This window comes from Kitasatospora sp. NPDC001527 (assembly GCF_040298605.1).
Classification (GTDB): domain Bacteria; phylum Actinomycetota; class Actinomycetes; order Streptomycetales; family Streptomycetaceae; genus Kitasatospora.
The window spans coordinates 1-18,944 of sequence record NZ_JBEPAM010000005.1 but is presented as its reverse complement, the minus strand read 5'-3'; the positions used below and the strand labels follow the sequence as shown (position 1 = coordinate 18,944).

The following is an 18,944-nucleotide window of genomic DNA, read 5'->3' as shown; positions in this document are numbered from 1 at the left end:
CCCGCCTCCTCGCCGCCCCGGTCAGCCGAGCGGGGCGGCGAGGTCCTGGGTCCAGTAGACGCCCCCGGGGCCGGTGGCCACGCCGATGCCGACGTCCTTGAACGCGCAGTCCAGCATGTTCGACTGGTGGATACCGCCGTCCATCCAGCGCGTGAAGACCGCGGCCGGGGAGTTCGGTCCCCGGTCGAGGTTCTCGCCCCACTGCGACCACCGGTAGCCGGCCGCGTTCAGCCGGGTGTCCGCGCGGCTGCCGTCGGGGGCGGCGTGGTCGAAGAAGTTGCGGGCGGCCATGTCGTCGGAGTGCCTCTGGGCGGCGGCGCGCAGCTTCGGGTCGATCCGCAGGGGGGCGCAGCCGCGCCTGGCCCGCTCGGCGTTGACCAGGTCGACCAGCTGGCGTTCCTGGGTGGCCGGGGCCGTGCTCGGCCGGGTGCCGCTCGGGCCCGGGCTCGCACTCGCCGTCGGGGTGGCCGCCGGGGCCGGCACTTCGGCCGCCGGCGGTGTCGCGATCGGAGCGGCGGCCGTGGGCGGCTGGGCCGCGGGAATCGGCGCGGTGGCCGTCGCGGTCACGGCGGCCGTCGGCGGCGCGGTGTCGAGGGTGCTGACCGGGGTGGTCGCTCCGGGCACGGGATCGCCCGGTCCGGTGTGCTGGGGCCAGACCATCACGAGCGTCGCCGCGGCGAGCACGGCCGCCGTCCCGCCCGCCAGCACCGTCTTGCGGCGGACGGACCCCGCACGGCCGCCCGGTCCGCCGGCCGGGTCGGTGGGCGGTGCTCCCTCCGGAGCACCGCCCACCGGTGCGCCGGCCGCAGCTCCGGAGGAGGCGCCGGCGGAGGCGGACGAGGCCGGGGAGCCGCCGGCCGCCGCGCCCGCGGCCTGGAGGGCGAGTCCGCCCGGGGCGTCCATCGGCACGGGGACCAGCGCCAGCCCGGCCAGCAGTCCCTCGGCCGGGAACAGATCGCGTCCCAGCCCGTCGCAGGCGGCGCAGCCGCGGATGTGCCGGGCTATCCGCTTGCGCCAGACCGAGTTCGGCGTGCCGTCCCAGCCCGCCGTCAGCTCGACGAGTTCCGGGCAGCGCGGGTAGGCCCCGAGCGCGCGGACCACCACCCGGCCGGCCTCCAGCTGCTTCTTCATCCGCTGGACGCGGACGGCGGCGTGCTGCGGCGTCAGGTCGAGCGCCTCGGCGAGTTCGGCGCGGGTCAGCTCACCGCCGGCCTCCAGCCACCAGAGGGCGAGCAGTTCCCGGTCGTCCGGGTCCAGCCAGCGGGTGGCCTCGGCGACCTCCCGGCGCTGGCCGGAGAGGCCGAGCCGCAGGATGGTCAGGTCGGTGAAGTCCGCGCGCGGGTCGGCCAGCTCCCAGCTCTCGTCCAGGCCGCCGACGGCCGCCTTCTGCTGGCCGGTCGACCGGCGGCGGACCTGGTTCATGGTGATCGCGACCAGCCAGGAGCGGAACGCCTGCGGGTCACGCAGGTCCTCCAGGCCGTCCAGGGCCCGGATCATGGTCTCCTGGGCGATGTCGTCCACGTCGGCGTGGCCGTTCAGTGCCCGGCCGGCGACGTTGTAGACCAGCGGGAACCAGGCGGCGACCAGCGCCTCGCGCGCCTGCGGGTCGCCCGCCTGGGCCGCGAGCACCAGGGTCGCCCCGGCACCGCCCTGCACGTCAACGTTCATGGGTCCGCACTCCGTCTTGCTGTCATCCGTCCGCCCTGCCTCCTGGGAGACCTCCGGGGAGTGCTCAGATAACAACAATTCACGCTGATTCGGAAAATCGGAGGTCGGCGGGGGTGCGGCGGTCCGGCCCCACGGGTGCGCGCGGGGCCGGACCGCCGCCGGGGAGGGTGGTTCGGAACACCCGTCAGGACGGCGCGGCGAAGACCTGCGTCCACCAGGGGCCGCCCGAGCCGGTCCGTACGCCGACCCCGATCTGCTTGAAGGAGCAGTTGAGGATGTTGGCGCGGTGGCCGGGGCTGTTCATCCAGGACTCCATCACCGCCGCCGGGTCCTTCTGGCCGCGCGCTATGTTCTCGCCCCAGGTGCTCCAGCGGTAGCCGGCCGCCTCGATGCGCTGGTCGGCGTGCCGGCCCTCGGGGCTGGCGTGGTCGAAGAAGCCGCGGTTCGCCATGTCGTCGCTGTGGAACTGGGCGGCGGTGGTCAGCCGGGGTTCGGCGGTGAGCGGCCCGCAGCCGGCCTGCGCGCGCCGGACGTTGACCAGGTCCACCACCTGCTGGGCGAAGGAGCCGTTGGACGAGCCGCCCGGGTCGGCGGTGGCGGTCGGGCGCGGGGCGGTCGCGGAGGGCCTGGCGGTCGCGGTGGTCGGGGCCGGGGCCGGGGCACTCGGCTGCTGCGGTCCGGCCGGACCTGCCGGACCGCCGGGGGCACCGCCGGGAGCGCCACCGGGCGCCGTGCTCGCGGCCGGGTCATGGGGCGTGGCGGAGGCGGTGCCGGGGGCGGCGGAGGCGCTCCGGCCCGGGGTGGCGGCCGAGGCCGAGGGCGAGGGCGTCACGGGGGCGGTGGTGGCGGCGGTGGCCGTGGGACCGGCCGTGGCCGCGTGGGCCTGGTCGGTGGCGGACGGGAGCAGGTCCGGGGCGCCGAGGCCCGCGCCGGGCACCTGGATGCCGTTGCGGTCGCCAGCCTCCGCGGCGACCAGCGGTTCGTAGGCGGCGGCCCGCGCGCCCGCGTCGGCCCCTTCCTCGCCCCGGAACACCGCGTACCCGGCGCCGGTCAGCGCGGCGATCACGCCCGTCCCGGCGACGGCCGCGACCACGGCCACCATCGGCCCGGCGCCGCCGCGGCGGCGCCGGCGGCCGTGGCCGCGCCGCCGTTCCGCGGCGCGGCGCGCGGAGCGCCCGCCGGGGCCGGGGCGCCCGGTCGCGGGGAGGATGGTGGTCCGGTCTTCGCTGTTCACCTGCGCACGCTTCCTGTATTCGGGCCGTCGGGTCCGCCGGGAGGGTCCGGCGGACGGGTGCCGACACCTGGGAGACCGGCGGGCGGTGACCGGATAACAGAAAAGTGCGAACTGATTTCCGAACGCGGGGCGGCGCGGTGGAGGCGCGGCGGCCGCGCGGGCGGACCGGACGCCGCTCAGGCGCCGGCCGGGGGCATGTCGTAGGTGACGAACCCGGTGCGGGTGGCGACCTGGTCGTACTTGCCGCGGGCCCGGTAGTTGGTCTCCGAGGTGATCCAGCGCACGGCGTTCCACCCGCGCTCGGCGGCGATCGCGCGCAGCCGGGTCAGCAGGAGGTCGACGGCGCCGGTGCCCCGGGCGGCGGGCGCCACGTACAGGTCGTCGAGGAACCCGGCGACCGCGCCGTGCAGCGGGCGGACGAAGGGCCGGTAGTGGGCGAACCCGACCGGGGTGCCGTCGGCGTCGCGGACCAGCAGAGCGTCCAGTTCGTGGGCCGGGTCGGTGAGCCAGGACCAGACCAGCTCGGCCTTCTCGTCGGGGATCGGCACCCGGTAGAAGGCGCAGTAGCCGCGGAACAGCTCGCGCCAGGCGGGGAAGTCGGCGCCGGTGGGCACCTCGACGCGGAAACGGGCGGCGGCGGGCGGCGCGGCGGCGGTCGGCGCGGCGGCGGTCGGCGCGGCGGCGGTCGGCGCGGCGGTGTCCTGGGTCATACGGGGGCTCCCGTCGGTGGGTGGGGTGGCCGGATGCGCGCCAGCATGACGGCCCGTCGGCTCCGTGCCGATCGACGGTGCGGCCAAGAACGCCCCGCTTCCACGCCGATCCGGCAGCCGGTGCCATGTCCGGGCCGGCCCGACCGGCCCGGGGCTCACGGGTGCCCGACGCGCGCCGGCCGCCCCGATCGCCGATCCTGAACACCCCGCCCGCCCTCCCGAGGAGGCCCGCGATGCCGCTCCACCGCCTGGCCCTCACCTCGCGCGCCGCGGCGGCCGAGCCCGGCCGCCGGGCCAAGACCGGGCTGCTCGCCGACTGCCTGCGCGAGCTCGGCCCGGACGAGGCGCCGGCGGCGGTCGCGCTGCTGTCCGGCGAGTCGCAGCGGCTGCGCACCGGCATCGGCCCGGCCGCCCTGCGCGACCTGCCGCCGCCCGCCGCCGACCCTCGGCTGGGGGTGCGCGAGACCGAGCGGGCACTGGAGGAGATCGCCGCCGTGCACGGGGCGGGCGCCCTGGCGAAGCGGCGCCGGCTGCTGACCGGCCTCTTCGGGCGGGCCACCGGCACCGAGCAGGCGTTCCTGCGCGCCGTGCTGGTCGGCGACCTGCGCCAGGGAGCGCTGGACGCGGTGGTCGCGGACGCGGTCGCGCAGGCCGCCGGGGTGCCGGCGGCGGCGGTGCGCCGGGCGCTGATGTTCCGCGGCTCGGCCCGGGCGGTCGCCGCGGCCGCGCTGGCCGGCGGCGAGCCGGGCCTGGCCGCGTTCCGACTGGAGGTGGGCCGGCCGGTGCGGCCGATGCTGGCGGCCTCGGCGCCGGACGTCGGCACGGCGCTGGATCGTTTCGCCGTCCCGGCGGCGCTGGAGTGGAAGCTGGACGGCATCCGGGTGCAGGTGCACCGGGACGGCCGGGACGTCGGCGTCTTCACCCGGTCGCTGGACGACATCACCGCCCGGGTGCCCGAGGTGGTGGAGGCGGCGCTGGAGCTGCCGGTGCGCTCGGCGGTGCTGGACGGCGAGGCGATCGCGCTCGGGCCGGACGGCCGGCCGCGGCCGTTCCAGGAGACCGCCGCCCGCACGGCGGCCCGCCGGGACCCGGACCGGCTGCGGGCCGAGGTCCCGCTCAGCGCGTACTTCTTCGACCTGCTGCACCGGGACGGCGAGGACCTGGTGGACCGCCCGGGCCGGGAGCGCTGGGCCGCGCTCGCCGGGGCCGTCCCGGCCGGACTGCGGGTGGCGCGCACCGAGACCGGCGACCGGGACGCGGCGCTGGCGTTCTTCCGGGCCGCCCTCGCCCGCGGCCACGAGGGCGTGCTGGTGAAGGACCCGGCGGCCGGCTACCGGGCCGGACGGCGCGGCGCCGGGTGGGTCAAGGTGAAGCCGCGGCACACCCTGGACCTGGTGGTGCTGGCCGCCGAGTGGGGCAGCGGGCGCCGGCACGGCTTCCTCAGCAATCTGCACCTGGGCGCGCGGGCCGCCGGTGAGCCGGGGCTCGGCCCGTGGGTGATGCTGGGCAAGACCTTCAAGGGGCTCACCGACGAGATGCTCGCCTGGCAGACCGGGGCGCTGCTGGAGCGCGAGGTGGAGCGGGACGCCTGGACCGTCCGGGTGCGGCCGGAGCTGGTGGTGGAGATCGCCTTCGACGGGGTCCAGCGCAGCCCGCGCTATCCGGCGGGGCTGGCGCTGCGGTTCGCCCGGGTGGTGCGCCACCGGCCCGACAAGAGCGCGGCGGAGGCGGACACCGTCGCCGCCGTCCGGGAGATCGCCGCCGCCGCGGGAATCGGGCGGGACCCCGGCCCGAGCCCCGTCCCCGGACCCGTCGAAGAGCCAGGACAACAGGGATGACGGGTCATCAAACTCCTTTTATCGCAAAATCGTTCACGACCAGAGGCATATCGGCCATTCTTCGCGAGGTGGCCGTTCACTCTTCGTGTGCGACGGGTGGCGGGGATAGCTTGACCATGACAGCGGAGGGCGGCCCGGCCCGGGCGGACCGGTGCCCCACCACGGAGAGGTGTCCGACATGCAGGTGAACGTCGACCGGGACCGCTGCTGCAGCTCCGGCCAGTGCGTCATGACGGCGCCCGAGGTCTTCGAGCAGGACGATCTCGACGGCCTGGTGACCGTCCTGCGGCCCGTCGTCCCGGCGTCCCTCCGCGGCGACGTTCGCCTCGCCGCCGACCTCTGCCCGGGCGGCGCGATCGCCGTCACCGAGGCCGACGGAGCCGGCACCGCCGTCTGACGGCCGCCCGGACCGCACGCCCCCTCCCGCCGTCTCCCACCGCCTGCCACGGGCCTCACCTGTCACGCGAGGAGACCACCTTGAGCATGTCCACCGTTCCCGTCATCCCGATCCCGGCCCGGTACGAAACGGCCTGCCCGTTCGCGCCGCCGCCCGCGTACACCGAGGCCGCGAGCACCGGTCCGGTCGGCCGCGCGGAACTCCCCGACGGCAGCCCCTGCTGGCTGGTCACCGGGTACCCGGAGGTCCGCACGGTGCTCTCGGACCGCCGGTTCAGCGCCGACGCCCGCCGGCCCGGCTTCCCGTTCCTCACCGAGGGGCGGCGCAAGATCGTCGCCGCCAACCCGTCCTTCCTGCGTCTGGACGACCCCGAGCACGCGCGGCTGCGCCGCATGGTCACCGGGGACTTCCTGGTCAAGCGGGTGGAGGCGATGCGCCCCGGCATCCGGCGGATCGTGGACGAGGCGCTCGACCGGATGACGGCCGGGGGCGGCCCGGCCGACCTGGTCGCCGAGTTCGCGCTGCCGGTGCCCTCGCTGGTGATCTGCCTGCTGCTCGGCGTCCCGTACGAGGACCGGGAGGCGTTCCAGGCGAACAGCCGGCTGCTGCTCGCCACCGACGCCGACGACCGGGACATCGCCCGGGCCCAGGAGGAGCTGCTCGACTACCTGACCCGGCTCGCCGAGCGGAAGCGCGCCCGGCCCGGCGAGGACACCCTGAGCCGGCTGGCGATGCGCGACGACCTCACCCTGCGCGAGATCGCCTCGACCGGGGTGCTGCTGCTGGTCGCCGGGCACGAGACCACCGCCAACATGATCGGGCTCTCCACCGCGCTGCTGCTGCGCCACCCCGAGCAGGCCGCCCGGCTCGCCGACCCCGCGACGGTGCCCGGGGCGGTGGAGGAGCTGCTGCGGGTGCTGACCATCCTGCACACCGGGGTGCCGCGGCTGGCGGTGGAGGACGTCGAGCTGGGCGGCACCCTGATCCGCGCCGGGGACGGTGTGATCGCCATGCTGTCGACGGCCAACCGGGACGACGGGCTGTTCGGCGCCGAGGGCCACCTCGGCGTGGCCGAGGTCGACCTCGGCAGGGAGGCGCGCCGGCACCTCGCCTTCGGCTTCGGGGTGCACCAGTGTCTGGGGCAGCCGCTGGCCCGGGCCGAGCTGCAGATCGCCCTGGCCACGCTGTTCCGGCGGCTGCCGGGGCTGCGGCTGGCGGTGCCGGAGGAGGCGCTGGAGTTCCGCCCGGAGGCGCTGATCTACGGGCTGAAGTCGTTGCCGGTCACCTGGTGAGACGCCCGGGCCGGCGGGGGCGGAGCGGACCGCCTGACCGGCCCGGTTGGCCCTTGCCGGGGCGCGGAGGCAGGCTTGAGGGGCGAGACAGAGCACCGGCCCGGCGGCCGCCCGACGCCACGGCGTAGCGCGGCGGTCCCGGTCGCCCCGCCGGCCGAGGAGACGGAGCCCGCGATGACCGACATGAGCGCACGCTCCGAGGTGAGCACCGAGCGGGAGGAGGACGTCCGCGCGGCCGACCCCGAGGAGGGCATCACCTCGATGCAGAACCAGCACGCACAGGACACCTCGCAGGCCGAGGGCGAGCCCCTGGAGGAGCCGGGGGCGGGCGGCTGAGGCGCCCGGACCGTTCCGACCGACGAGTTGCCACCAGCGAATGGCCACAAGGCCGCCCGGCCCCCGGGCGGCCTTCGCGACCGCCGGTGTCGCTGCCCCAGCGGCGGCGGACCGGCGGGGGAGGATGGGCGCATGACCGAACAGCAGCAGGGCACGGCAGGACAGGGACCGGGCCCGGCGGGCGGGCCGGGCGGGACGGTGGAGCGGGCGCAGCCCCCGCTCGACCCCCGGGCCTCGTGGGCCACCTGGACCACCCAGTCGATCATCAGCGGGCCCGGCGGGGTGACCACCGTCGAGGTCGGCCCGATCTCGGGCGACCTCACCGTGCACACCACCTGGGTGGACGGCGAGGCGCGGCTCACGGTGCAGTACACCGGGGCGCTGGACTGGTACTCGGTGGCGGGCAGCCCCGTTCCGGCGGTCGACGAGACCACGGCGCGGGCCGTCCACCAGGCGATGGTGAACGCGGTCAAGGCGGGGCGGGGCGCCGGGGCCCCGCAGGCCCCGGGCGGCTGACCCGGCCCTCGGCCCCCGGGGGCGGCCGGCCACGCCCGGTGGCCGGTCCCCGGCGGTCAGTCGCCGTGCTTCTCCCCGCGCGGGCCCGGGGCGGCGGCCGCCCAGTACCCCGGGTCGGCCGGCGGGCGTCCGCGCAGGTCGGTGCGGACCTCGCGGGCCACCCTGCGGGTGTCGCGCAGATTGACCGTGGCGCCGATGCCCGCACCGACCAGCAGCGGGGTCAGCGACGGCAGCCGGCGCAGCGAGCTGCGGGTGAGCCGGCGGCGCACCTGCTGGCGGACCTCGCTGCCGAGCGCCATCGCGGCCAGACCGGCCGGTTTGGCGAGCAGCGTGGGGTCGATGCCCCGGCGGTTGGCCCAGGCGCCGACGTACGCGCCGGCCTTCTGGGCGGCGGTCCCCTGGACGGGGAAGCCGTAGACCTCGTGCAGCTCGGCGATCAGCTTGATCTCGACGGCGGCGACGGCGATCGTCTCGGCGGCGATCTCCACCGGCATCGCGGGCGGCACCGGGAGCATCGCGGCGGCTCCGACCCCGGCGCCGAGCGCGCTGGAGGCCCGGCCCGCGCCGGTGACCAGCAGGTCGGCGAGCTTCTCCGGGTCGGCGGCGCCGGGGTGCTGGGAGCGCAGCGTGGCGAGGCTGCGGACGGGGATGCGCGGGGCGGTCTGGAGCAGCTGCTCGGTGAGGGCCCGGCCGCCGTACGCGGCGCCCTTGGCGGCGGCCCGGCTTCCGGAGCCGAGCCGACGGGCGATGGCGGCGACCAGCCGGGCGCCGCGCCGCCGGCCGCGCTCCGTGCCCGCCCGGTACTCGGCCAGCCCGCCGGGGCCGCCCTCGGCGGGCGCGCCGGGCTCCCCGGGTGCGGCGGGTTCGAGTTCCTCGACCAGGCCGGCCAGCTCGTCGGCGAGGCGGTCCGGGGTGGGCTCGGGCTGCTCGGGGCGTCCCGGTTTCCTGAAGATGGCCATGGTGTGGCCGTACCCGGCGGGGCGGCGGAACACGCCCCGGGGGTGTCGCGGTCCTGCGACAGGACGACGACGGCCGTGTCCCGGGGCCCGTTCGGCCCTCGGCCGGGGCCGGGCGGTTCAGTCGGTGATCTCCACGCCCCGCCAGAACGCCACCCGGCCGCGGATCTGCTCGGCCGCGGGGTCGGGGTCCGCGTAGTACCAGGCGGCGTCCGGGTTGGTCGCGCCGTCGACGTGCAGCGAGTAGTACTCGGCGGTGCCCTTCCATCCGCAGACGGTGGTGGTGTCGGACGGGCGCAGGTACTCGGTGCGCACGGAGTCGGCCGGAAAGTAGTGGTTGCCCTCGACGACGACGGTGTCCTCGCTCTCGGCGACGACGGTGCCCTGCCAGCGCGCTGTGGTCATACCGGGAGTCTGCCCCACGGGGCCGGGCGCTGTCAGCAGGGCGTCAGGGCAGCGGCTGGGCGTGCACCGGGCAGTGCGGGGTCTGGTGTCCGCCGCTGGCGAGCATCCGGACCTCCCCCGCCTCGCTGATCTCGGCCCGGACGATGCCGCTGGCGTCCTCGTACACCGGGTGTCCGCCGGGCCCGGTGGCGCTGGTCCGCTCGACCACGACCACGTCCTGCGGGGCCTGGGTGCCGGGAGTGCCCGGGAAGGTGAGTGCGTAACGGGTGACGGGGCTCATCACCGACCTCCTGGTCCCTGTGCGACGCGCTCGGACCCCCGCCGGCGCTCCCGGCGGGTCCCGCGCACGCGGTCCTCCCTCAGGCGGTGGCCCGGGTCGGACGGGCGGAGGCGCCGCGGACCTCCAGCTCGGCGAGCAGTCGTGCGGTGGCCTCGGTGACGGCGTCCACGGCCCGGTCGAAGGCCTCACGGTTGTGCGCGGCCGGCGCCCGGAACCCGGACACCTTCCGCACGTACTGCAGCGCGGCCGCGTGGTAGTCCTCCTCGGTGGCGTCGGGCGTCACGGGCGGTCTCAGCGTCTTGATACTGCGGCACATGACCCCAGTCTCGCGCGCGGACGCCCGGGTGGCGACCCCCGTCCGTCACCGGACCGACTTACGCACCACACGGGCACGTCATCCGATCGGATTAGGATTTCGGACGAACAATCCCGACTCCTCCTGTTCCTTTTTCCGGGAGTACCCCCTTGCCTCTCGCGCTGGTCGCCCTGGCCGTCACCGCGTTCGCCATCGGAACCACCGAGTTCGCCGCCATGGGGCTGCTCCCCCAGGTGGCGGACGGTCTGGACGTCTCGATCCCGCAGGCCGGCTGGCTGATCTCGGCCTACGCGCTCGGTGTGGTGATCGGGGCGCCGCTGCTCACCGCGCTCGCCGCCGGGCGGCCCCGGAAGGCGGTGCTGGTCGCGCTGGCCGGCTTCTTCGCCTTCGGCAACCTGCTCTGCGCGCTGGCCCCCGACTTCTGGACGCTGGCCGCCGCCCGGCTGGTCACCGGACTGCCGCACGGGGCGTTCTTCGGTGCCGGGGCGGTGGCGGCGGCCGAACTGGTGGCCCCGGACAGGCGGGCCCGGGCGGTCGCCGTGATGTTCTCCGGCCTGACCCTGGCCAATGTCGTCGGAGTGCCGGCCGCGACCCTGCTCGGCCAGCACCTGGGGTGGCGGGCGACCATGCTGGTGGTGGTCGCGATCGGCGCGGCGGGGACGGTGGCGATCGCCCGGCTCGTCCCGGCGCTGCCCTCCCCCGCGCAGGCGGGCCTGCGGCACGAGCTGGGCGCCTTCCGCAGCGGCCAGCTCTGGCTGGCGCTGGCCACGGTGGTCTTCGGCTGCGGCGGCTTCTTCGCCTGCTACTCGTACATCACCCCGCTGCTGACCGAGGTCTCCGGCTACGCCACCGGCTCGGTGACCCTGGTGCTGGCGCTGTTCGGGGTGGGGATGACGATCGGCAACCTGCTCGGCGGGTACGCGGCCGACCGCGCGCTGCGGCCGACGGTGTGCGCCGCCTTCGTCCTGCTCGCCGGCGTGCTGGCGCTGTTCGCGGTGACCGCGCGCGCCGAGTGGTCGGCGGCGGTGACGGTGGTGCTGGTCGGGATGTTCGGGTTCGCGATCGTGCCGGCCGTGCAGACGCTGGTGATGCGCGAGGCGCGGGGCGCGCCGACGCTGGCCTCGGCGACGGTGCAGGGCGCGTTCAACCTGGCCAACGCCCAGGGCGCGTTCTTCGGCGGGCTGGCGCTGGACGCGGGGCTGGGCTGGACCTCGCCGCCGCTGGTCGGCTCCGGCCTGGCGGCCTCGGGGGCGGTGATCGCGGTGGCCGCCTGGGCCGCCGCCCGGCGGCGCCCGGCCGCGCCGGCGGTCGTGGTCGCCGCGGGCGGCGCCGGGGCCCGGGTGCCGGGGCCCGCGCCGGCCCCGGACGACCGGATCGGCGCGCCGGCCCGCCCGGCCCGCTGAGGGCGGGCGCGGTCAGGCGGGCTCGGCCGGCGGCAGCGGGCGGAGCCCGCGGTGGCCGTCGGCCAGGAGCCGGTAGCCCTCGGCGTTGAAGGTGATGCCGGCCCGCTCCTCCTCGGTCAACGCGCGGCGGACCTTGGCCGGCACCCCGGCGACCAGCGAACCGGGCGGGACCCGCATGCCCTGCGGCACCACGGCGCCCGCGGCGACCAGCGAGCCCGCGCCGATGCGGGCGCCGTTGAGCACCGTGGCGTTCATCCCGACCAGGACGTCGTCCTCGATCAGGCAGCCGTGCAGCACGGCGTTGTGGCCGACCGAGACCCGCTCCCCCATCACCAGCGGGAAGCCGAGATCGGCGTGCAGGGTGCAGTTGTCCTGGACGTTGCTGTCCGCACCGACCGTGATCGCCTCGGCGTCCCCGCGCAGCACCGCGCCGTACCAGACGCTCGCCCCGGCGCCCACCGTCACGCTGCCCACCACCACCGCGTTCGGCGCGACGAAGGCGCCCGGGTCGACGGCGGGCACCCGGCCCCCGACCTCGGCGATCAGCGGCTCTGCCATCTCTCGTCCTCCTCGTGCCGACGGCCCTTCAGGTGCGGGCCATGATGGCATCCCCGCTCCGCCGGTCCGGGGCCGGGTGGCCCCCGGTCAGCCGGTGCAGGTCCCGGCGCTCTGCAGCTTCTCGTAGGCCTCCCTGGTCTCCGGCGGGGTCGAGATGCCCTGGGCGTTCATCGAGACCGCGAGCTGCCGGCGGAGGTCGGCGCTGGTGTACAGGACGGTGTTGTAGCCGGGGATGCCGCCGGTGTGGCCCCAGAGCACGCCGCAGTCCGTGGTCGCCCGCTCCAGGCCGAGGCCGTAGCGGTTCCCGCTCTGCGGGGTGGCGGTCATCATCTCGGCGAGCTGCGGGCGGGGCAGCAGCCGGCCGCCGATCAGGGCCGTGATGAAGGTGTTGAGGTCGGCCGTGGTCGAGATCCCGGCGCCGGACGCGCCCGCCATGCTCGGGTCCAGCTCGGTGACGTCCACCGGGCCGGTGGGCAGGTCGTAGTAGCCGTGCGCGTGCGGGCCGGGGACGGCCGTCCCGTGGTCGGGCATGAAGGTGCCGGTCAGGTGCAGCGGGCGGACGACGCGCCGCTCCACCTCCTGCTGCCAGCTGCGGCCGGTGGCCCGCTCGATGATCAGGCCGACCAGGACGTAGTTGGTGTTGGAGTAGTGGAAGCCCTGGCCGGGCGCGAAGTACGCCGGGTGGGCGTTGGCCAGCGCGACGAGCTGCTGCGGCGTCCAGCGGGTGTAGCGGCCGGACTCCAGCCACTGCTCGATGACGCCGGGCCGGTTGACGTCGAAGGCGTCGTCCTCGGTGTAGTTGAACACCCCGCTGGTGTGGCCGAGCAGCTGGCGCAGGGTGATCTCCGCGCCGTTCGGCACCGTGCCCGGCAGCAGGCGCTCCACCGGGTCGTCCAGGCCGAGCCGCCCCTCGGCGACCAGCTGGAGGGCGACGGTGGCGACGAAGGTCTTGGTCACGCTGCCGATCCGGAACCGGCCGTCCGGGGAGGCCGGGGCACCGGTGGTGCGGTCGGCGACGCCGGAGGCGCCCTTCCACAGGGTGCGGCCGTGGTCGCCGACCCGGGCCAGCGCGGCGGAGACGCCGCCGGAGTCGGTCATGCCGCGCAGCGAGGCGTTCAGGGCCCCGGTGTCGACGCCCTTCCACGGCCCGCGCCCGGCGGCGTCCGGCGCCGGCACGTCCTGCGTGCTGGTCACCGTGACCACCCCGATCGGTTCCGCCGTGCCGAGGGCGCCGGCCGCCGGGGCCGTCACGCCCACCAGTCCCGCGCCCGCGAGCGCGAGTGCGACGAGGCGCGCGGCCGGGCGGCGCCGCCGACGCCCCCTGCCCCCGCCGCTCCCCCGGTCCGTCCCGTCCGTGTGCTCCGCCACGCTCATGCGCTCTCCCGTGTCCGTCCGACGGGTGCCCACAACACCCCTGTTGATATCGGCACTTGACACTCTGGCAGGCGGTGGCGCGGAGGTCCTCAGCCCCGGGAGCGACCTTCGCGCGGCGGGTCGCTCCCCCTCAGGGAGGGGCCGCCCCCGAGGCCCGCTCCGGGCCAACCCCGAGAGCCGCTCGGGGGTGGCCCGGGCCGGGGCCGGTCAGGCGACCGGCGCCTTGACGCGCAGGACCTCGATGAACGCCCGCAGCCACGCCGGGTGGTCGGGCCAGGCGCGGGCCGAGACGACCACGCCGTCCACCACCGCCTCGCCGTCCACGTAGGTGGCGCCCGCCGCCCGCACATCCGGCTCCAGCGCCGGGTAGGCGGCGCTGGTGCGCCCGGCGAGCACCCCGGCGGCGGCCGGCACCAGCGGGCCGTGGCAGATCTGGGCGACCGGCTTCTCGCCCTCGTAGAAGTGCCGGACGATCCGCTGCACCTCGGGGTCGTTGCGCAGGTACTCGGGGGCGCGCCCGCCGGGGATCACCAGGGCCACGTAGTCGGCCGGGTCGACGTCGGCGAACGCCACGTCGGCCGGCCAGGTGTAGCCCGGCTTCTCGGTGTAGGTGTCGAACCCCTCGACGAAGTCGTGCACCACGAACTGGAGCCGCTTCTTCGCCGGCGCCGCGACGTCGACCTGATAGCCCTCCTCGCGCAGCCGCTGGTACGGGTAGAACACCTCCAGCGACTCCGCGGCGTCCCCGGTGACGAGCAGGATCTTCGATGTCATCGCCGACATCCCTCCGAAGTGATCGACCGTCGAAGCAGTAGCCGTCCCGGGTCGGAGCCCTCCGGCGCGGGACCGCACCAACCTCCCGCACCCGGTGTCCCCACGCAACGGCGCGCACCGCCGGGGCACGGCGCGCTTCCCCGGGCGCACGCCCCCGGACCGGTCGTGGGCGAGGGCCGCGAAACCCGGGTGCGGCGGTCCGCACGGCTCTGGGACCATGCGGGGATGTCCCAGCGTCTCGAATCCATGGTCGTCCGGCACACCTTCCGCCTGCCCACCCCCGACGGTCCGGCCGGGAACGGCGAGGCCGCGGCCCGTCAGTTCGACGCCGCGCTGATGTCCGTGGGCTTCAAGCTCTCGGCCGAGGCGCTGGAACGGCTGTCGGGGCTCAGCGCGCAGACCGTCCGCGAGACGGCCGTCCGCACCCTGGCCACCGTGCGCGAGCTGGCCGGCGACCACGTCCGGCACAACGCCTACTTCATCGACTTCCCGGCCAACGTGCCGGACACCGTGCACTTCTGGATGCGGTGCATCACCGAGGCGCTCGCCGACGACGACACCGGCGAGCGCACCCTCGCCCAGCTCGACGCCGGCGTGGTCGACCTGCTGACGCTGCCCCGCTACGGCCGCTACCAGCACACGTACGCCGAACTGCTCGCCGCCCACGACGAGCTGATCGCCGCCGCCGGCGACCGGATGACCGTCCTGCACGCCGGTGGCGCGCTGGAGGAGGAGGTCACCGCCCTGTACCTGGCGCTGGCGGGCAGCGTCACCCCGCTGGGCGAGGAGGCCCTGCGCGACCTCGGCGAACTCGCCGGGCACCGCGTGCACGGGCCGCAGCCCGGGGCGATCCCGGTCCGGGAGAACCGCGCCGTCGTCAACCGGGCCCGCCTCCACGCCGGAGCCGACCTCCTGCTGGACACCGTCACCGACGTGCTCCGCCTCGCCTGCGCGCTGTCGGAGGGGGACGTCACGCTCACGCAGCCGACCCGGTTCCGCCCGTTCCCCCGGCCGGTGCGCCGGGCTCTGCTCGCCGGTCTGGACGCGGTGGTCGCCGCGGCCCCCGCCAAGCTCGGCGACGTCGGCACGCACCGCGAGATGTTCAAGCGCCTCGGCGAGCGGCTCCACCCGCACGAGTACCCGCGCTGGCCGCACGCCGCCGAGGTGTTCGCGGTCGCCCGGGGCGAGCGGGAGGCCCGGTCCTTCGACGGCCGCGTCGAGGAGGCGCTCGGCGCGGACGACGTCGGCGCGGCGGTGCGGCTGCTGGCCGCCGCCCCGGGCAAGCTGTTCCGCGCGCTCGACCGGCTGCTGCGCGCCTGCGCCACCGCGGAGCAGCGCGAGGCCGTGGTGGCCGCCGCCGAGGCGGCGGCCGGGCAGGTGGCCGGGCGCCTGCTGCTGTCGGTCCGCGAACACCTGCACAACCGCCGCACCGAGGGGGCCGGGGAGCGCCGGGTCTTCGTCAACCGGGCCGGCCGCGGCCGGGTCGTCGCCGACACCCGGCCACCGCTGCCGCCCGCCGAGCACGCGCGCCTGATCGCCGCGCTGGACGCCGAGGTGAGCCGCCGTCTCCCGGATCCGGGGCACCTGCTGATCGACCCGGCCGTCCTCGACGTCGCCCTGCCGCTCAGCGGCAACGCGACGTCCGCGGGCCTGGGCGTGCTGCCCCGCGGCTCGCTCTGCCCGGTCGACGGCGAGTTGCTGCGCTTCTTCATGTACTGGAAGCAGCGCGAGCGGCGCACCGACCTCGACCTGACGGCGCTGATGCTGGACGAGTCGTACGAGACCGTCTCCTGGCTCTCGTACACCTCGCTCACCGAGATCGGCGGCGAGCACTCCGGAGACGTCACCGAAGCGCCCGAGGGCGCTTCGGAGTTCATCAACCTGCGGCTGGACGCGGTGCGGGGCGCGTTCGTCGTGCCGCAGGTCGACGTCTACGCGGGCGAGGACTTCGAGGAGGTCGAGGAGTCGTTCTTCGGCTTCATGCTGCGGGACGGCGAGCAGGCGGGGCGGCCCTTCGAGCCGCGCACCGTGCGGATGAAGTCGGACCTGCGCGGCCCGGGACGGGTAGCCCTGCCGCTGGCGTTCCTGCGCGGGGCCGACGGCCGCTGGCGCGCCAAGTGGCTGCACCTGCACCTCGTCGGCATGCCCGCCGCCAACCGGGTCGAGGAGAACCAGCTGTCGGTCGCGACGCTGCTGCGCGGCGTCGTCGAACGCGACTACCTCACGGTCCGCCACCTCACCGACCTGATGGGGCAGCGGGCCGCCTCCGTCACCCTGTGGGACGGCGCGGCGGTCCCCGCCGGACCCGTGACCTACATCGGCCTGGAGCGGCCGGAGGGGCTCCACCCGGACTCCCGGGTCGTCACCCCCGGAAATCTGCGCGACCTGGTCCCGGCCTGACTGGTAGCGTGAGCCCCGGCGAGGCCATGAAGGGGCTTCCTTCTCACTCCTTATTGAATCCAGCCCCTTCGCTCTCCTCGCCGTCGACCCAACGCCGGGGTGCGGTTTCCGCGCCCCGGCGTCGTCGTGTCCGTGACTTCCCCGGAGGGACCCCGCCCCGATGTCCGACCGCACCACCTTCCTCGTTCTGCCCGGCTACCAGAACTCCGGGCCGGCGCACTGGCAGAGCCGCTGGGAGGCCGCCGACCCGGCGGCGTTCGTGCGGGTGCGGCAGGACGACTGGGACCACCCGGACCCGGACTCCTGGGTGGCCCGGGTGGACGAGGCGGTCGCCGCGGCGGCGGCCGAGGGGCCCGTGGTGCTGGTGGCGCACAGCCTCGGCTGCGTGACGATCGCCCGCTGGGCGGCCGGCGCGCCGGCCGGGCGGACGGCCGCCGTGCGGGGCGCGCTGCTGGTCGCGCCCGCCGACGTCGACCACGCGGACGTGCCCGAGCTGCTGGGCTTCCGCCCGGTGGCGCTGGCCGCCCTGCCGTTCCCGGCCACCGTGGTCTCCAGCACCGACGACCCGTGGGTCACCCCGGAGCGCGCCCGGCGGTTCGCCGAGGCCTGGGGCGCGCGCTACGTCGAGCCCGGCGCCTTCGGGCACCTCAACTCCGACTCCGGGCTGGGCGACTGGCCGCTCGGGCGGGAACTGCTCGCCGCGCTCTGAACGGGCGGGACGGAGGGCGGCGATGGCCCGGAGCATCCCAGGATCCGGGGATGGGACGGCGCCCGCCCCTCGGGACAGACTGGGCGCAGGCCGACCGGCGCGGACCAGCGATCGCGCCGGCCGGCCTCCCGAGCGGTCCGTCCCCCGGACCGACGGCCGGCCGCGGTGCGTGACCGCGGCCGGCCCACCCGCGGCCGGGCACCGCGGTGTCCGCGCACCCCCGTGTCCGGGCACTCCCGCACGCGGGCGTCCGGGCGCGGGCGGACGGCGGTACGGCGGATGGTGACGCGGCGGACGGCGGGTGCGGCGGACGGCGGGTGCGGGAACTTCTCCCGCAGTTCGCCCGCCGGCCACCCGGCGGGGCGCCGCTGCTCCTAGTCTGCGGGCGGCACCCACACCGCGACGCCATCAGTGCGAGCTAGGAGCATCCATGACGTACCGTCCGTCCGACGGCAGCACCCCGGCGCAGTCCGCCGACGCCACCGCGTCCTCCCGCCGGACCTTCCTGCGGGCCACCGGTGCGGCCGGGCTCGGCGCGGCGGCCCTCGCGGCCGGTGCCGGCGAGGCCTTCGCCGCCCCCGCCGGGGACCAGCCGGGCGACGAGCAGTACGGTGCCGCCGACGAGCGCGGCGTCGCCGCGGGCCGCCCGGCCGGCACCCGCCCGCCGGTGCGCACCGGCACCGGCCTGGACCGCCTGCCGCACCCGCTGATCGTCGGCCACCGCGGTGCCCCCGGTTACCGCCCCGAGCACACCCTGGGCTCCTACGACCTGGCGCTGCAGCTGGGCGCGGACGTCATCGAGCCGGACCTCGTCCCGACCAAGGACGGCCACCTGGTGGTCCGCCACGAGAACAACATCACGGACACCACGGACGTCGCCGACCACAAGGAGTTCGCGGACCGCCGCACCACCAGGACCATCGACGGCGCGGCGCAGACCGGCTGGTTCACCGAGGACTTCACGCTCGCCGAGCTGCGCACCCTGCGCGCCAAGGAGCGGCTGCCGCAGCAGCGCCAGCGCAACACCCTCTACGACGGCCGCTGGGCCGTGCCGACCTTCCGCGAGGTGGCCGACTTCGCCCGCAAGCGCGGCCGCGAGCTGGGCCGGGACGTCTGGGTCTACCCCGAGACCAAGCACCCGAGCTACTTCCGCTCGATCGGCCTTCCGCTGGAGGAGCGCCTCGCCGACGACCTGCGCCGCACCGGCCTGGCCGGGCGGAACGGCCGGGCGATCCTGCAGTCCTTCGAGCCGAGCAGCCTGCAGCGGCTCGCCAAGCTGGTCGACAACCCGAAGGTCTTCCTGCTCAGCGGCCCGACCAGCCGGCCGTACGACTTCGTGCTGTCCGGCGACACGCGCACGGTGGCCGACCTGGTGAAGCCCGAGGGCCTGCGCTGGATCGCCTCCTTCGCGCACGGCCTCGGCCCGACCACCACGCTGATCGCGCCCGTCGACGCGACCGGCAAGCTGCTGCCGCCGACCACCCTGGTCAGGGACGCGCACGCGGCGGGCCTGCTGCTGCACCCGTACACGGTGCGCAACGAGAACGCCTTCCTGCCGCTGGACTTCCGCCGGGGCACCGACCCGAACGCGTACGGCGACGCGATCGGCTGGGCGAAGTACCTCTACGAGCTCGGGGTGGACGGCTTCTTCACCGACCAGGCGGACAGCAGCGTGCTGGCCCGCCAGGACTTCTGGGCCGCCAAGGGCGTGCACTGACGCCTGACGCCAGGCGCCCGAACGGCACCGCGCCCCGGAACGTCGCCGGACGTTCCGGGGC

General features: G+C 76.3%; 19 protein-coding genes. 9 read left to right on the top strand and 10 right to left on the bottom strand.

The genetic code is table 11. The features are described 5' to 3' along the window. Positions 1 to 21: 21 nt before the first annotated feature. The 3 genes from ABT238_RS06760 to ABT238_RS06750 all read right to left on the bottom strand — a co-directional run bounded on the left by ABT238_RS06760 (position 22) and on the right by ABT238_RS06750 (position 3,612). Positions 22 to 1,668, bottom strand: coding sequence for a sigma-70 family RNA polymerase sigma factor (locus ABT238_RS06760; protein WP_350755843.1), 1,647 nt, complete (start codon positions 1,666 to 1,668; stop codon positions 22 to 24). A gap of 184 nt (positions 1,669 to 1,852) precedes the next feature. Continuing rightward, the gene (locus ABT238_RS06755) at positions 1,853 to 2,902 is read right to left on the bottom strand and encodes a CAP domain-containing protein (RefSeq protein WP_350755841.1); all 1,050 of its coding nucleotides are present in this window, start codon (positions 2,900 to 2,902) and stop codon (positions 1,853 to 1,855) included. A 176-nt stretch (positions 2,903 to 3,078) separates the two neighbouring features. Then, positions 3,079 to 3,612 carry a GNAT family N-acetyltransferase gene (locus tag ABT238_RS06750; RefSeq protein WP_350755839.1) on the bottom strand — a complete coding sequence of 178 codons (534 nt, stop codon included), beginning with the start codon at positions 3,610 to 3,612 and terminating at the stop codon, positions 3,079 to 3,081. Between the two features lie 233 nt (positions 3,613 to 3,845). Here ABT238_RS06750 and ABT238_RS06745 point away from each other — a divergent pair, with 233 nt between their 5' ends. The 5 genes from ABT238_RS06745 (at position 3,846) to ABT238_RS06725 (ending at position 7,991) form a co-directional block, all read left to right on the top strand. Beyond that, positions 3,846 to 5,450: an ATP-dependent DNA ligase gene (locus ABT238_RS06745; RefSeq protein ID WP_350755837.1), complete on the top strand. Its 1,605-nt coding sequence runs from the start codon at positions 3,846 to 3,848 to the stop codon at positions 5,448 to 5,450. A 178-nt stretch (positions 5,451 to 5,628) separates the two neighbouring features. Further along, positions 5,629 to 5,847, top strand: coding sequence for a ferredoxin (locus tag ABT238_RS06740; RefSeq protein WP_350570966.1), 219 nt, complete (start codon positions 5,629 to 5,631; stop codon positions 5,845 to 5,847). An 86-nt stretch (positions 5,848 to 5,933) separates the two neighbouring features. Then, the gene (locus ABT238_RS06735) at positions 5,934 to 7,139 is read left to right on the top strand and encodes a cytochrome P450 (RefSeq protein WP_350755835.1); all 1,206 of its coding nucleotides are present in this window, start codon (positions 5,934 to 5,936) and stop codon (positions 7,137 to 7,139) included. A gap of 174 nt (positions 7,140 to 7,313) precedes the next feature. Continuing rightward, entirely contained in the window at positions 7,314 to 7,475 is a 162-nt protein-coding gene (locus tag ABT238_RS06730) for a hypothetical protein (protein WP_350570955.1), read from the top strand. A gap of 198 nt (positions 7,476 to 7,673) precedes the next feature. Beyond that, the gene (locus ABT238_RS06725; protein ID WP_350570965.1) at positions 7,674 to 7,991 is read left to right on the top strand and encodes a hypothetical protein; all 318 of its coding nucleotides are present in this window, start codon (positions 7,674 to 7,676) and stop codon (positions 7,989 to 7,991) included. A gap of 56 nt (positions 7,992 to 8,047) precedes the next feature. Here the strand turns inward: ABT238_RS06725 and ABT238_RS06720 are convergent, their stop codons facing one another. The 4 genes from ABT238_RS06720 to ABT238_RS06705 all read right to left on the bottom strand — a co-directional run bounded on the left by ABT238_RS06720 (position 8,048) and on the right by ABT238_RS06705 (position 9,948). Continuing rightward, positions 8,048 to 8,950 (bottom strand): hypothetical protein, encoded by a 903-nt coding sequence (locus ABT238_RS06720; RefSeq protein WP_350755833.1) that lies wholly within the window; start codon positions 8,948 to 8,950, stop codon positions 8,048 to 8,050. A gap of 117 nt (positions 8,951 to 9,067) precedes the next feature. Further along, the gene (locus tag ABT238_RS06715; RefSeq protein WP_350570951.1) at positions 9,068 to 9,352 is read right to left on the bottom strand and encodes a DUF427 domain-containing protein; all 285 of its coding nucleotides are present in this window, start codon (positions 9,350 to 9,352) and stop codon (positions 9,068 to 9,070) included. Positions 9,353 to 9,395: 43 nt separating this feature from the next. Then, on the bottom strand, positions 9,396 to 9,632 hold the full coding sequence (locus tag ABT238_RS06710; RefSeq protein ID WP_350570950.1) for a DUF6296 family protein: 237 nt from the start codon (positions 9,630 to 9,632) through the stop codon (positions 9,396 to 9,398). A 79-nt stretch (positions 9,633 to 9,711) separates the two neighbouring features. Next, positions 9,712 to 9,948 carry a DUF2277 domain-containing protein gene (locus ABT238_RS06705; protein WP_350570949.1) on the bottom strand — a complete coding sequence of 79 codons (237 nt, stop codon included), beginning with the start codon at positions 9,946 to 9,948 and terminating at the stop codon, positions 9,712 to 9,714. 149 nt (positions 9,949 to 10,097) lie between these two features. On the opposite strand from ABT238_RS06705, the gene ABT238_RS06700 reads away from it, so the two are divergent. After that, positions 10,098 to 11,351, top strand: coding sequence for an MFS transporter (locus tag ABT238_RS06700; RefSeq protein WP_350755831.1), 1,254 nt, complete (start codon positions 10,098 to 10,100; stop codon positions 11,349 to 11,351). Positions 11,352 to 11,363: 12 nt separating this feature from the next. On the opposite strand, the gene ABT238_RS06695 is transcribed toward ABT238_RS06700, so the two are convergent. From ABT238_RS06695 to ABT238_RS06685, 3 genes are all read right to left on the bottom strand, one after another. Continuing rightward, on the bottom strand, positions 11,364 to 11,909 hold the full coding sequence (locus tag ABT238_RS06695; RefSeq protein ID WP_350570945.1) for a gamma carbonic anhydrase family protein: 546 nt from the start codon (positions 11,907 to 11,909) through the stop codon (positions 11,364 to 11,366). Positions 11,910 to 11,996: 87 nt separating this feature from the next. Beyond that, positions 11,997 to 13,283 carry a serine hydrolase domain-containing protein gene (locus tag ABT238_RS06690; protein ID WP_350755829.1) on the bottom strand — a complete coding sequence of 429 codons (1,287 nt, stop codon included), beginning with the start codon at positions 13,281 to 13,283 and terminating at the stop codon, positions 11,997 to 11,999. Positions 13,284 to 13,490: 207 nt separating this feature from the next. Next, on the bottom strand, positions 13,491 to 14,057 hold the full coding sequence (locus ABT238_RS06685; protein ID WP_350570940.1) for a DJ-1/PfpI family protein: 567 nt from the start codon (positions 14,055 to 14,057) through the stop codon (positions 13,491 to 13,493). Positions 14,058 to 14,282: 225 nt separating this feature from the next. Between ABT238_RS06685 and ABT238_RS06680 the strand changes: the two genes are divergently transcribed. The 3 genes from ABT238_RS06680 to ABT238_RS06670 all read left to right on the top strand — a co-directional run bounded on the left by ABT238_RS06680 (position 14,283) and on the right by ABT238_RS06670 (position 18,883). Further along, positions 14,283 to 16,457, top strand: coding sequence for a TerD family protein (locus ABT238_RS06680; RefSeq protein WP_350755827.1), 2,175 nt, complete (start codon positions 14,283 to 14,285; stop codon positions 16,455 to 16,457). 160 nt (positions 16,458 to 16,617) lie between these two features. Continuing rightward, the gene (locus ABT238_RS06675) at positions 16,618 to 17,166 is read left to right on the top strand and encodes an RBBP9/YdeN family alpha/beta hydrolase (RefSeq protein ID WP_350570937.1); all 549 of its coding nucleotides are present in this window, start codon (positions 16,618 to 16,620) and stop codon (positions 17,164 to 17,166) included. 430 nt (positions 17,167 to 17,596) lie between these two features. After that, the gene (locus tag ABT238_RS06670) at positions 17,597 to 18,883 is read left to right on the top strand and encodes a glycerophosphodiester phosphodiesterase (RefSeq protein ID WP_350570935.1); all 1,287 of its coding nucleotides are present in this window, start codon (positions 17,597 to 17,599) and stop codon (positions 18,881 to 18,883) included. Positions 18,884 to 18,944 lie beyond the last annotated feature (61 nt).